6 protein-coding genes, 1 other RNA gene and 2 pseudogenes are annotated in these 12868 nt (G+C 63.2%); all 9 read right to left on the bottom strand.

The window, feature by feature from the left end; genetic code table 11:
- Positions 1-48 precede the first annotated feature (48 nt).
- Positions 49-1650: a C69 family dipeptidase gene (locus BW14_RS06120; RefSeq protein ID WP_140463748.1), complete on the bottom strand. Its 1602-nt coding sequence runs from the start codon at positions 1648-1650 to the stop codon at positions 49-51.
- Between the two features lie 252 nt (positions 1651-1902).
- The gene (locus tag BW14_RS06115; RefSeq protein WP_140489626.1) at positions 1903-2457 is read right to left on the bottom strand and encodes a YbhB/YbcL family Raf kinase inhibitor-like protein; all 555 of its coding nucleotides are present in this window, start codon (positions 2455-2457) and stop codon (positions 1903-1905) included.
- Positions 2458-2869: 412 nt separating this feature from the next.
- On the bottom strand, positions 2870-5227 hold the full coding sequence (locus tag BW14_RS11945; protein WP_181162316.1) for an FIVAR domain-containing protein: 2358 nt from the start codon (positions 5225-5227) through the stop codon (positions 2870-2872).
- Positions 5228-5603: 376 nt separating this feature from the next.
- Positions 5604-6755 (bottom strand): DNA polymerase III subunit delta', encoded by a 1152-nt coding sequence (locus tag BW14_RS06105; RefSeq protein ID WP_044089782.1) that lies wholly within the window; start codon positions 6753-6755, stop codon positions 5604-5606.
- Positions 6752-7204 (bottom strand): annotated as a pseudogene (tmk, locus tag BW14_RS12525) (dTMP kinase); the annotation flags it as partial. The gene BW14_RS06105 and the pseudogene tmk, both read right to left, overlap by 4 nt.
- Before the next feature lie 135 nt (positions 7205-7339).
- Positions 7340-7522: pseudogene (locus BW14_RS12520) on the bottom strand (dTMP kinase); the annotation flags it as partial.
- Positions 7523-8029: 507 nt separating this feature from the next.
- Positions 8030-11152, bottom strand: coding sequence for a type I DNA topoisomerase (gene topA / locus BW14_RS06095; protein ID WP_044089779.1), 3123 nt, complete (start codon positions 11150-11152; stop codon positions 8030-8032).
- A 123-nt stretch (positions 11153-11275) separates the two neighbouring features.
- Positions 11276-12430: a phosphatase PAP2 family protein gene (locus tag BW14_RS06085; protein ID WP_140489624.1), complete on the bottom strand. Its 1155-nt coding sequence runs from the start codon at positions 12428-12430 to the stop codon at positions 11276-11278.
- Positions 12431-12528: 98 nt separating this feature from the next.
- An RNA gene (gene ffs, locus BW14_RS06080) (signal recognition particle sRNA small type) lies at positions 12529-12625 on the bottom strand.
- Positions 12626-12868 lie beyond the last annotated feature (243 nt).

The following is a 12868-nucleotide window of genomic DNA, read 5'->3' as shown; positions in this document are numbered from 1 at the left end:
ATTCTCATTTCGCCCAGCTCCCCTCAAAGAGGGGAGCCTGATGACGGACTAGAAGTCGGACATGTGGAAGCCGTTCTTCATCTCCATGCTGCGCGTGTAGAGCACGGAGTCGAGCAGCTTCTCGGTTTCCGTCTTGAGCTGGTCGGCCATGGTCTGGTTGGCGGCGGCGAGGATGCCGCGCACTTCGGGGTTGCGCACAGCGGCGATGATCTCGTCCGGGGTCATCGGCTGCACGTCGCCGTCCACGTTGTCCGCCTCGAACTCCTCCTCGGCGGCCGACTGCTCGGCCTCCTCGGCGGAGGTCAGGCCGAGCCGCGCCACCTGCTCGTCGGTGGCGGCCACCAGACGGTGGCCCATCGCGCCGGTCTTCTCCTGGTAGCGCTCGATGGCGTTGACGGTGGAGCGGAAGGCGCCGTCGCACAGGGCGGCGATGATGCGGTTCGCCCAGTAGAAGTTCTCGGAGGTCACGCGGGTGGTGGTGTCTTCGAGGTATGCGGGCGTGGTGTCGACGTTCGGGAAGAACGGCACCAGCGTGTTGAACGGGTTGGAGCCGTAGGCCAGCCACTGGATCGCGCGCGAGGCCTGCGGGCGGTACGGGCGGATCTGCATCACGGCGAGCTGGCTCTGGCGGTTGATGCCGATCGGACGGTACATGTGGCGCGTACGCTCGTCGCCGAGCTGGCCGTACGGGTCGAACGGCGTGCCCTGATAGTGGGAGCTCAGCACGTACTTGATGTCCTCGATGGTCACCTTGCGCTCAGGCTGGCGGGCCCACGGGATGTCGTTGGATTCCGGGTTGTGGTCGGCGTCCGGGCCGTCCCAGACCTCGTCGTACGGGTTGAGGAAGCGCTGCATGTACCAGGCGCGCGGGGTGTTGTACACGTGGTCGGAGTCGGAGTGGGAGCCGAAGGCGTCGCGCGGGTTGAACGGGGTGGTGTTCTCCACCGCGAGATCGAGATGGTTGGTTTCGATGAACTCGGCCAGGTCTTCGGAGCACATGTGGTCCTCCTGGTCGCCCAGGGCGTCGGCCAGGTCGAATTCGTCGATGCCCAGCTGGTTCGGCATGGTCACGTACGCCTCGTCCGGCACACGCTTGGCGATCCAGTGATGGCCGCCGACAGTCTCCAGCCACCAGATCTCGTTGGAATCGGAGAAGGCCACGCCATTCATCTCGTAAGTGCCATATTCCTCAAGTAGGGAGCCGAGTCGCTCCACGCCCTCACGTGCGGTCTTGATGTACGGCAGCACGATGGTCAGGAAGTCCTCTTCGCCGATGCCGCCGGGCACTTCGGGCTCGTCGCCCTTGGCCGGCGCGTATTCCACGAACGGATCGGCGCCGAGCACGCGCTCGTTGGTGGTCAGTGTTTCGGTGGCGCTCATCGCTACGTTCGCTTCGTTGACGCCCGCTTCGCCCCAGATACCTTCCTTCAGATCCGCATTCGGCACTGCAGTATATTGCAGCGGATTGTCAGGCAGTTCGATGGTCAGGTGGGCGATCACCGACTTGTATTCGCGCGGCTGCTCTTCGGGCTTGACGACGATGAATCGCTTGGGATTGAACTCGCCGTTCGCGGAATCCTCGTTGCGGGCGATGATGGTGGAGCCGTCATAGCTCGCGTCCTTGCCTACCAGAATCGTGGTGCAGGCCATAAGAATGCATTGTCCTTTCGTTATGTGTTCGTTATGTTTATTGGGTTCGCTGTGTTCATATTCGTCGTACTGTTCGCGTGAACAAACACCCCATGATGTAGGGAAAGCCCCACGATGCGGTCGAACAAAATCGAACAATGGCGGAATACCAACGTTTTCGCTGACTACATCATGGGAGTTTCCCTACACCGTGGGAACTTCCCTACACCGTGGGATTGCCACTACACCGTGGGCGGTTGCCCACAACCGGTGTCACGCCTTGCCGGTGACGAACATGGCACCCTGGTCGGGGGTCTCGCCGCATTCGCGCAGCTTGTGCAGCAGTTCGTTCATCCAGAATCCCTGATTGAGTCCGGGCAGCGGTTCCTTGGTGGCCCAGACGTGCAGGTAGTAGTCGTGGTCCTTGTCCGGCGGCTGCGGGCCGTTGTACCGCATGGTCACGGCCGGATCGCTCTCGCGCCCCTCGAACTTGGAGGCGGAGGAATTGCGGCCCTGCACCGCCTCGGGAATCATCGCCGGCAACTGACGGGAGAAGTCCGGCGGGATAGCGAGCGCATGCGCATCATTGAAGTCGAACATCAGCGCGTCGATGGGCAGGTTCGCCACCGTCCAATGAATCCATTCGAAGCCGCAAACCGGAATCGAATCGGGATCGGTGAACGTCCAGTGCAGATAGCGGGCGTCCGGATTCACCTCGTCCACATAGAACGGGAAGGAGATGACGGGGATGCCGCTTACCCGGTATTCAGGTGCGGCGGCTTTGGCGAAGTCGTCGGGCACGACCTTGAAATCAGCGGAAATCTTCATACGCTCCAGTGTATCGCGGGGCATGTTACCGAAGAACCGATCGCCGATTAGCAGCGAAGCACTAGCGTACGTTTGGTGAGGCTTGAGCCGGCCTTACCTCACCAAACGTACACTGAGCAGCTCTCAGTGTACGTTTGGTGAGATATAGGCTCGCAAGACCGCAGCAAACGTATGCTGGCAACCAACGAGTCCAGCCGACTGGCCTTGGCATCAGTAGCACAGGCCGGCGCCGCATACGTGTGCCTGGCTTGGGCAACGTCCGCACGCTCATAGGGCCCGCTTCCCGTTGCACAGACATGGATAGCGAAAGAGGGCCTCTTCACAGGGAAGAGGCCCTCACAGGAACCGGCGAATCGCGTGACATACGCCGGTCAATATCTCACCGGGCGGCGCAGGTCATCGAACCGCTCGCTCAGGCGTTGCGGCGGCGGTACACCACCACGCTCACGCCCGCGGCCACCAGAGCGATGGCGACGAACGCAATCACCAGAACGCTGCTACCGGTGATGGGCAGCTTCTGCTGGTTCTTGTCGTTGTCCTTGTCCGGCTTGTTCGGAGTGGTCGGCTTAGTCGGCTTGTCCGGCTTGGTCGGGGTGGTGGAACCGGCCTTGACCAGGTTCTTGGAAGCCTCAGCCAGCTTCGCGGTCGCGGCAGTCACCTCAGCCTTCGTGGCATCGGACTTCGCAGCCACATCCTGAGCAGCCTTCAAAGCAGCAGCAAACGTGGACCAAGAAGCCGCCGTGTAGTCAGCCTGCTTCTTCGACTCCGCGGTCTTAATCGCAGACTGCAGAGCATACACATCCTCAGCAGACGGCTTCTCCGGCTGCGGAGTCGTGGAGCCGGCCTTGACCAGGTTGCTGGAGGCCTCAGCCAGCTTCGCGGTGGCGGCAGTCACCTCGGCCTTCGTGGCATCGGACTTGGCAGCCACATCCTGCGCGGACTTCAGAGCAGCCGCAAACGGAGCCCAAGACTCGGCCGTGTAATCAGCCTGCTTCTTCGACTCAGCATCCTTGATCGCAGACTGCAGGGCAGCCACATCCTCAGCAGACGGCTTCTCCGGCTGCGGAGTCGGCTCCTGGCCCTCGGCCACGGTCACCGGCGTCCAGCCGAGCAGCTTGCCGTCGCTGTCATACAGAGCAATCTTGTGGTCGCCGTTCACGGTGTCAGCGGGGATGTTGAACTCGACGTAAGCCTTACCATCCTTGTCCACGCGAACCGCGGACGACTTGCCGTCAGGAGAAGCAAGCTGCTTCGGAGTGGAGTAGATGTAGCCGGTCCAGTAGCAGTAGGAGCCCTTCTCCACCAGCGCCTTGCAGGTGGCGGATTCCTTCAGGCTGTCGATGTACAGGCGGTACACGGAACCGGCGTTCGCCTTGTTGCCGTCGGCGCCCTCGACACCGTTCTTGTTGGCATCGGTCAGGTCGTCGGAAGCGACCGGGCCATTCGTGGCGGCCTTGGTGGTGAAATCAGAAACAGTCTTCAACGCGTTGGGCTGTACCTCCGGTCTGTAAGATGAGGCGACCGGTACCAGCTGGGATCCATCATCGAATGTCAGCACGATGCCCGAGTACATCAATGAGGCAGGATCAGGTTGAGTGGTCTGGGACTTGGCGGTGTCATAAATAAGTTCCTGTGCGCCCATGTCAGCGGAAGAGTAACCCCAGTTGCCGTACTTGGTGTTGGCGAGCAGACCAGGAACCACATTCTCGATATCGCCGGAGGCCGGAATGGGCTTGCCATCCTTAGCGGTAATGGTGAACCCGTGGGAGAACCACTGGCCCGTCATGGTCTGGCTACCTGACGCACCTGCCGCCAGCGTAATCAGATCGTTGACCTTGAAAAGATTGTCGATCTCAGGATCATCATCATCGGAAATCGCGCCAGTAACGCAATCCCAGACATAGCGACCATTGTAGGCAATACTACCAACAATATCGGCATCGAACGTGCCGTTCACCTTGAACACGCGAGTAACGGTGGTGGAATAGCAGACCTTGGCGACACTACCGGCAATCTTCGGATCGATGGTGTAATGGCCCTTGAGACCGACCGTATGCACGCCTATGTCCTCCACGGACTGGCTGTCCAGCGTCACAAGATTCGAGCCCGTAACGTCAAGGACCTTCACATTCACGCCACCATAGGTGTTGATCACAGTACCGTTCAGGGACTTATTACCCCAGTTATCGACGTTGACTTTGTCGCCCGCGACAAGCGCGAACTGAACCGTCGAGGACGGCTTGACCGAGCCTCTGTAGAACACATCAATCGTCTGGGTCGATGCCGAGGCGGTAAACACCGGATCGGTGTAACCGTATGTCCAAGTGGTCTGGCCGATTGCAGGCAGCCCGTTAAACGCGTTCATGCTGGACTTCACGCCATACGCCTTACCCGGGGTCAGACCAGTCAGCGTGACCTTGAACGCGGCAGACTCGTCCACATGATCATAATCCGCGCCATACTTCAACGCGGTAGACGGTGCCACGACACCGGAGATCTTCGCGCTATCGGAGGCAGCGGCCTTGGCCTGAGCCTTCGGTGCGGCCTTGACTTGCGGGTCGACATTGGCCGGAGCCGGAGTCTTGGCGGACTGCTTGGCATTCTGGTCGGCCTTGGCGGCATCAGCCTGAGCCTGTGCGGCCTGAGCGTCGGCCGTGGCGGTCTGCGACTGCGAAACCGCAGCATCACCGGCGGCATCGTCGGCATACGCCGTGCCCACACCGGTGAGCATCATGCTCAAACCAGCGAGGACGGCAACAACTTTGCCCATCTTCTTCATAGTTTTCCCTTCACCAGTGCGCAATCACAACGATTACGCTCCTGTGCCAAAACGCTACCCCCCCCGTGGTCAAAACCGTTTCGGCAAATGGACGAAGCACCCGGATATGGACAGGACACAACCAGGAGTGGACTCAGCATGGCGATCCAGTGGTCCGCGTCCGAAGTTCGTTGATTCTATTTCGGCTCCCTCTGATGAGGGAGCTCCCGGCGACAGCCGGGTGAGGGAGAGAAACACACAACACAGTCGTCCCCTGTCTCTCCCCCAGTCAGCTACGCTGACAGCCCCCTCATCAGAGGGGGCCAGCATATGAACTGTTTACCTCACGGCAGCGGCATGCCAGAGGGGGGGGCGGCGTCACTCGGCACTACGGAATCAAGGCACAGAAGAGGGCTTCGAACGTGAGCAATGGATTGCCGTTGCCGGCCAAGCGCTTGCGGGCGCGGGCCACCTCGTCGAGGCGGGCCACGGCCCCGGCGCGGTTCAATCGCACGGACAATTCGGTAATCGCGGTACGGTTCTCGAGGTTGATGAGCCCCACGGAATCCTCGGCGTTGTTCTGCAGCACCGCCACATCACGGTAAATGGAGGCCACCGAGTTGAGCGCGCGGTCGAGCACGTCGCGCGTGCGACGGGTGGCGAAGCGCTTGATGTCGTCCTTCTTGGCCACCTGATTGAACGCGCCGCGCAGCTTCGGGGGGATGCGCTCCCCCTCCGCCAATCCGTTGACGCGGCGAAACTCCGCCTCCTGTTTGTCGGCCCAATCATTCGCGTCCGCCTCGGCCTGGCCCTTGGCATTGTCGATGAGGTTGCCGGCGAGCAGCACTGCGTCCGAAGCGCGGGCGAGGTTCAGCACGCCGACGACGAGCTCATCACGGTCGGTCATCACCCGCTCGTTAGTGGCGTACAGGCGCGCGATGCCGATATGCCCTTCCGACAGTCGGGCCGCGCGCTGGGCGGTCTTCGGCTCCACGCCGGTCTCAGCCACCAGGAAATCCGCCACGGCGGTGGCCGACGGCACAGCAAGGTTCACCACGCGGCACCGCGAGCGGATGGTGGGCAGCACATCCTGCGCGCTGGGCGCGCACAGCAGCCAGATGCAGCGTTCCGCCGGCTCCTCGATCTCCTTGAGCAACACGTTGGTGGTGCGTTCGAGCATACGGTCGACGTCTTCGATGATGATGATGCGCCACGGCGCGGTGGCGGGCATCTGTTCAGACGTGGCGATGAGGTCGCGCACCTGATCGATGCCGATGGTCACCTTATTGGTGGTCAGCACAGTGACGTCCGGGTGCGTGCCGGCGAGCACCTGCTGGGTGACGCGCGTCGGCTCGGCGTTCATGCCGTGATCGGGGCTTTCCAACGCAGCCGCGAACGCGCGGGCCATGTTGGAGCGGCCGGAGCCGGGAGGGCCGCAGATCAGCCACGATTGGGTGAGCTGCGCCGGGTCGCTTTGGGCGATGCGGGCCAGCATGTCCGCCACGGGCTTCTGCCCGACCAACGAATCCCACACGCTCATCGGACCGTCTCCTTGAGCAGCGCATCGATATCCGCTTCAATCGCGGCCCAGACCTGTTCGATGGACCGGCTGGCGTCAATAACACGGAATCGGTCCGGTTCGGCCGCCGCCAAATCGAGGAACGCTTGGCGTGTACGGTTCTGGAAGTCATCGCCGGCCGATTCCATACGGTCTTCGGCATGCTGGAGACGGTTGTGGGACAGCGCCGGGTCCATGTCCAGCAGATAGGTACGAGCCGGCAACAGGTTATTGGTGGCCCACAGGCTCAGATCACGAATCTCCGCCGCAGTCAGCTCGCGGCCGCCCGCCTGATAGGCCAGCGAGGAATCCAGGTAGCGATCGGTGATGACGACTTCGCCGCGTTCCAATGCCGGGCGAATCGTTTCGGCCACATGCTGGGCGCGGTCGGCGGCGAACAGCAGCACCTCCGCGCGCGGAGCGATGTCGGCGGGATTGGCGGCGGCGACGGCAGCGTTATCAGCGGCAGCGACGGCAGCGTCATCCGTGGTACCAATACTTACAACCGCACTGTCGAGGGCATTACTGGCGGCCTCATCGGTGACGTCGGCATCGGAATCAGCGCCAGCCGCAGCCGGCACGCCATGCAGCAACAGCCCGCGGATCGCAGACCCCAAAGCCGTGCCGCCCGGTTCGCGCGTGACCACCACCGTGCGGCCCAGCGACTCGAGATAAGTGCGCAGCCGCTCGACCTGCGTGGTTTTGCCCACGCCGTCAACACCCTCAAACGAAACAAACAGACCGGTCATACCTATCGACCTTAGCGTTAGGCACCGAGTTGCCCACCGTTCGGCGGCTATCTCGCTTACAAGGGGCTGATTATGTCTCTCTCCCCCAGTCAGCTGCGCTGACAGCCCGTCCTGCAATTACGGACGCGCTACGCTCGCAGTTTTCTGGCTCGCCTGTCGGCTCGCACGTTGCCTACAAACAGCTCCGCTGTTTGCTTCACGGCAACGTCCCGTCAGAGGGGGCCACATACCACCGCTGTCCTTCCAGCAACGGTCCTGCACGTTGATTATATTCTGGCTCCCCTTGTCAGGACAGCACCGTAAAGCAAACAGCAGAGCTGTTTGTAGGTGCTGTGCGAGCCGACAGGCGAGCTGGCAAACCGCGCGCGAAGCGCGTCCACAATTGCAGGACGAGCTGGCTTAATATCGGCTCCCCTTGTCAGGGGAGCTGGCCCGCGAAGCGGGACTGAGGGGTAGTCAATTCGGCAACGAATTAGTGACGCGGACCACTGGGTGTGCGCTGTCGGGTTACTGTTTTTTGGATTTGGATGGCTTGGCGGCGACGACCGGAGGGCGGACGAAGCCCTCGTTCGCGGCAAGCCAGTCAACGTCGGCCTTCACGGTGGCGGCAGTCGAACCAAGCTTCTCGGCGATGCGCGTGTTGGCCCATCCCTTGCCGGCGAGCTTCTTGACCTCGGCGCGACGTTCGGCGCGCTTGGCCTCGACGGCGCTCATCTTGGGCGCGGCCTGCGAGGCGGAACCCGCCTTGCCGTTCGTCTTGCCGCTCGCCGCACCGGCCGCACGACCACGGCCGCCGCGTCCGCCACGGCCCCGCGTGGACGGCCCGGCCGCACGCTTCTCAGCGAGCAGACGGAATGCATCATCCGGGGTGATGGTCTCGGGCGTGTATTGGCGCGGCACCGTGCGGTTCGTCTCGCCGTCGGTGATGTAGGCACCGAAACGACCGTCCTTGATGGTCACGTTCTTGCCGGTGGCCGGATCGGTGCCAAGCTCGCGCAGCGGCGGCTTGGCGGCTCCACGGCCACGCCCGCGACCGTACTTCGGCTGGGCGAACAGCTCCTTGGCCTTGTTCAGGTCAACGGTGAAGATCTCGTCTTCGGACCCCAGCGAACGGGTCTCGGACTTGCCGTCCGCGCCGGTCCTGGTCAGATACGGGCCGTAGCGGCCATTGTTGGCGGCCACCGTGTATTCGGAGACTTCGCCGGTTTCGGCGTTGGTCTCCTCATACTTGCCGACTTCGCGCGGCAGGCTCAGCAGGCGCAACGCATCCTCAAGCGAAAGCGATTCAGGGCTCATGGTCTTGAACAGCGACGCCATCTTGGGACGCGGAGCCGCAGCAGCCGCGGCTTTCTTGGAGCCCTTCTTGGCTGATGCTGCAGCACCGGCAGCTTCAGCAGCCGAATCGGCGCTGCCCTCGGCTGCGGCCGGCGGAATCAGCGCCACATACGGCCCGAAGCGACCGTTGCGGACCTCGACCGTGCCGCCGGTCGCCGGGTCGGTGCCCAGCTCGCGCGGACCGCCGGAATGATTGTCGATGAGGTCACGGGCCACGTCCACGGTGAGCTCGTCCGGCGCGATGGTGTCCGGCAGGGATGCGCGCTTGGGATTGCCTTCGGCGTCCAAGTGCTCCATGTCTTCCAAGTACGGGCCGTAGCGTCCGATGCGCACGTGCATGCCATCGCCGATGTCGATGGTGTTGATGGCGCGCGCGTCGATCTCGCCGAGCTGCGCCACCTGCTGCTGCAGTCCCTCATGGGCCTCGTCGGCGTTGCGGGCAGCGCCTTCGCCGGAGCCGAAGTAGAACCGGGTGAGCCAGTCGCGCCCGGTCTCCTCGCCGTGGGCGATGCGGTCCAGTCCGTTTTCCATATCGGCGGTGAACTGGTAGTCCACCAGCTTGGGGAAGTTCTGCTCGAGCAGCTTGACCACGGAGAAGGCCAGCCAGCTGGGAATCAGCGCACGGCCGCGCTCGTAGACGTAGCCGCGATCCATGATGGTGGAGATGATGCTGGCGTAGGTGGACGGACGGCCAATCTCCTTGGCCTCCAGAGTCTTGACCAGCGTGGCCTCGGTGTATCGGGCCGGAGGCTGGGTCTCATGGCCGTCCGGCTGCACGTCGGTGGCGTCCACCCGCTGGCCGACCTCCATCGGCGGCAGCGAGGTATTCGATTCGGAGGCGTCGGACTTGGCCTTGGCTGCTGCCTCTGAAGTCCCCTCAGCGGCGGAAGCACCGCCCCCCGCAACAGCAGTCTTCGGCTTGCGTCCCTCCCCTGTGGCCTTCATGAAGCCGGGGAATTCGATGACTGTGCCGGACGCCTGGAATACCGCCTCGCCTTCGGTCGGACCGGCCGGCGCGGAGAGGCGCACGGTGGCGGTGGAACCGGTGGCGTCGGCCATCTGGCAGGCGAGTGTGCGCTGCCAGATCAGCGTGTACAGGCGCAGCTGGTCGACCGGCAGTTTAGATGCCAGCTCGTCCGGGTCGTGGAAGCGCGAGCCCGCCGGACGGATGCACTCGTGGGCCTCCTGCGCGCCTGCGGTCTTGGTGGCGTACTGCTTGGGCTCGGACGAGAGGAACCGGTCGCCGAAATGATAGCTCACAGCGTTGCGGGCGGCGGCGATGGCCTCCTGCGAAAGCGTCACCGAATCGGTACGCATATACGTGATGTAGCCGTTCTCGTACAGGCTCTGGGCGGCGCGCATCACCGCGCGGGCACCCATGCCGAGGCGATTGCCGGCGGTCTGCTGCAGCGTGGACGTGGTGAACGGCGGCTGCGGGCGACGGCGATACGGCTTGGTCTCCATGGACATCACCGTGAAATCGGCGGTTTTCAGCGTTTCGGCCACAGCGGAGGCCGAAGCCTCGTCCAGCTGGCGCACGTTGGCTGCAAAGCCGTCCGGCGTGAGCTGACCGTCCGCGCCGAAGTCCTTGGAACCGGCGAGACGCTTGCCGCCGAGGGAGATCATGCGGGCGCAGAATTCCGCGGTCTCGCCCTGCGCGTCCGGCGCGGCGAGCGTGGCCACGATATCCCAGTAGGGCGCGCGCTTGAACGCCATGCGCTCACGTTCGCGCTCCACGATAAGGCGGGTCGCCACGGACTGCACGCGGCCCGCGGACAGGCCCGGGCCGACCTTGCGCCACAGTACCGGGGAAAGCTCATAGCCATACAAGCGGTCGAGGATACGGCGGGTCTCCTGCGCGTCCACCATATGCCCGTCCACGTCGCGGGTCTTGGCGAGCGACGCGTTGATGGCGTTCTTGGTGATCTCGTGGAACACCATGCGCTTGACCGGCACCTTGGGTTTGAGCGTCTGCACCAAGTGCCATGCGATGGCCTCGCCCTCGCGATCCTCATCAGTGGCGAGGTAGAGCTCGTCGGCGTTCTTGAGTGCGGATTTGAGTTCGCTGACCGTGCGCTTCTTGTCGCCGTCGACGATGTAGTACGGCTTGAAGCCGTCGTTCACGTCCACGCCGAACTTGCCGAACTTGGCCTTGTCCGCAGCCGGCACCTGGCTGGGCTGGGCAAGATCGCGGATATGGCCCACCGACGCCATGACGGTGTACCCCTTGCCCAGGTAGTCACCGATCTTGTGGGCCTTGGTCGGGGACTCCACAATCACAAGCTTGGTAGCCATTCCTTCTCCTTATTGTTTCCTGAAACGCACGGTGTTTCTTGGCGTCATAATACTCACGAATGGTATCGAACTGCCAAATTGGCGGCCGGGTGGCGTCCTGTTCGCAACTTGTTCGCGCCCCGTTCACTGCCGAGCGGACTGTGCCGGCGGAGCGGGCGGAGCCCCAATCAGCCCCAGTCGACTCAACGGCGCCGCCGTGATATGACGAAGCGCCAGCAGCAGTCCGAACGCGAGCGCGCTCACGCCCACAATGCCGACCACGGCGGAGACGATGGAGCCTCGCACGGCCCACATGGCGCTGACGTTCAGGCCGGGCACCACCTGCCAGACCGCGTATGCGCTGTACAGCATCAGCAGCAGGCCACCGGTAATCAGCACGCTGCCGACGATCTGCACACTCACCGAGGAAACTCGCCGGCCGGGATCATCCATGCCGGATGTGCGCGTGCACGCCAGTATCACCAGCGCGAACCCTGTCACCAGCAGTATCGACATCAACACATCCGACGTGCGGTGCCACTGCCCTACCATCACCGAAACGCCGACCAATACCGACCATGTGCCGCCGACCACTGCGGCGAGCGCGCGCAGCGCACGCGGCACGGCGATGAGCAGCAGCACCGCGCCGGCCACGGCGAGCATCGTGTGGCCGGACGGCGCCGAATTGGCCACCGGCGATGCGGTCTGGATGATGAACGGGCGCGGCAGCAGCGCTTTGAGCTGGGTCGCGGCCAGGCAGACGGCGGCGAATACAACCATCTGCCCGACCAGCCACCAACGCCGGCGGACCAGCGCCGCAACCAGGCCAAGCCCACCCAGCACGCAGCTGACCGTGATCACCAGCCATGACTGCGCCACGAGGTTCATCGGCCCCGACGCCCATGCCGGCAGGCTGGTCGGCAGATTGACCCATACGATTTCGTCATACGACTGCCCGTTTTCAGTGTGGACGCACACCCACCAGATGCCGAACGCGGCGGCGGCGAGCAGCACGCCGAACACCGCGCACAGCACGCGACTGGATATGCGCGGGCGGACGGTCAGCGGATCGAGCAGTGCGAGACCACGGTCGACGGCATCGGTATCGTCATCGTTGGAGGCATCCAGGCTAGTGCCGGGGAGTGTCGACGAATCAGTGGAACCGGCGTCCGGCGTTACCGGCTGCCATCGAAATTCAGGCTTCAGGCTCCCTGCCCCGCGTGTGCCTTCCGTCGCGGAATCGACCATGTTCGTAGGCGCGTGCGGATCGCGAATCACTGGATGCTGTGCGTCATTCATATCCAAGACTGTACGGCCGCGCCTCGGACACCAGCGCGTCGCGTCAATCCTCAGAGCCAAATCCGCACATAGTAGACAGGGAAAGCACGCAGAGAAATACAAGAAAACCCCCACGCACCCGTCAGAGGCCACTTACCCTTGCTGCATTCCTGCCCTGGGGGAGTTGGGTGACATAGCGCCGCATGGAGGCTTTGTACAGTGTATGGATACGGGTGGACTACGTCAAATCCGGACACATCACATACGGGTATGGGCGAGTTCCCCAAGTTCCCGAGTTCCGCAACGTCGTACCGCAGCGTCATACCGCACCAGACCGGCCCGAATACCTCAGTAAACATACACTGAATCGAACTCAGCGTACGTTTGGTGAGGTATTGAGCCGGCAAGCCGTTCGCCGAAGGACACCACTGGGAACCGGCCGGTTTTGTAAGAATTCGG

The organism is Bifidobacterium sp. UTBIF-68, from assembly GCF_006408855.1.
GTDB classification, from domain to species: Bacteria; Actinomycetota; Actinomycetes; order Actinomycetales; family Bifidobacteriaceae; genus Bifidobacterium; species Bifidobacterium reuteri.
Note: the sequence above shows the minus strand (reverse complement) of the source record. Positions and strands in the feature narration are given on the sequence as shown.

Bases quoted from the DNA above. Each gene is read 5' to 3' on its own strand.
- BW14_RS06105 (WP_044089782.1), bottom strand. From the start codon at position 6,755: ATGAGCGTGTGGGATTCGTTGGTCGGGCAGAAGCCCGTGGCGGACATG.
- BW14_RS06120 (WP_140463748.1), bottom strand. From the start codon at position 1,650: ATGGCCTGCACCACGATTCTGGTAGGCAAGGACGCGAGCTATGACGGC.
- BW14_RS06085 (WP_140489624.1), bottom strand. From the start codon at position 12,430: ATGAATGACGCACAGCATCCAGTGATTCGCGATCCGCACGCGCCTACG.
- topA (WP_044089779.1), bottom strand. From the start codon at position 11,152: ATGGCTACCAAGCTTGTGATTGTGGAGTCCCCGACCAAGGCCCACAAG.
- BW14_RS11945 (WP_181162316.1), bottom strand. From the start codon at position 5,227: ATGGGCAAAGTTGTTGCCGTCCTCGCTGGTTTGAGCATGATGCTCACC.
- BW14_RS06115 (WP_140489626.1), bottom strand. From the start codon at position 2,457: ATGAAGATTTCCGCTGATTTCAAGGTCGTGCCCGACGACTTCGCCAAA.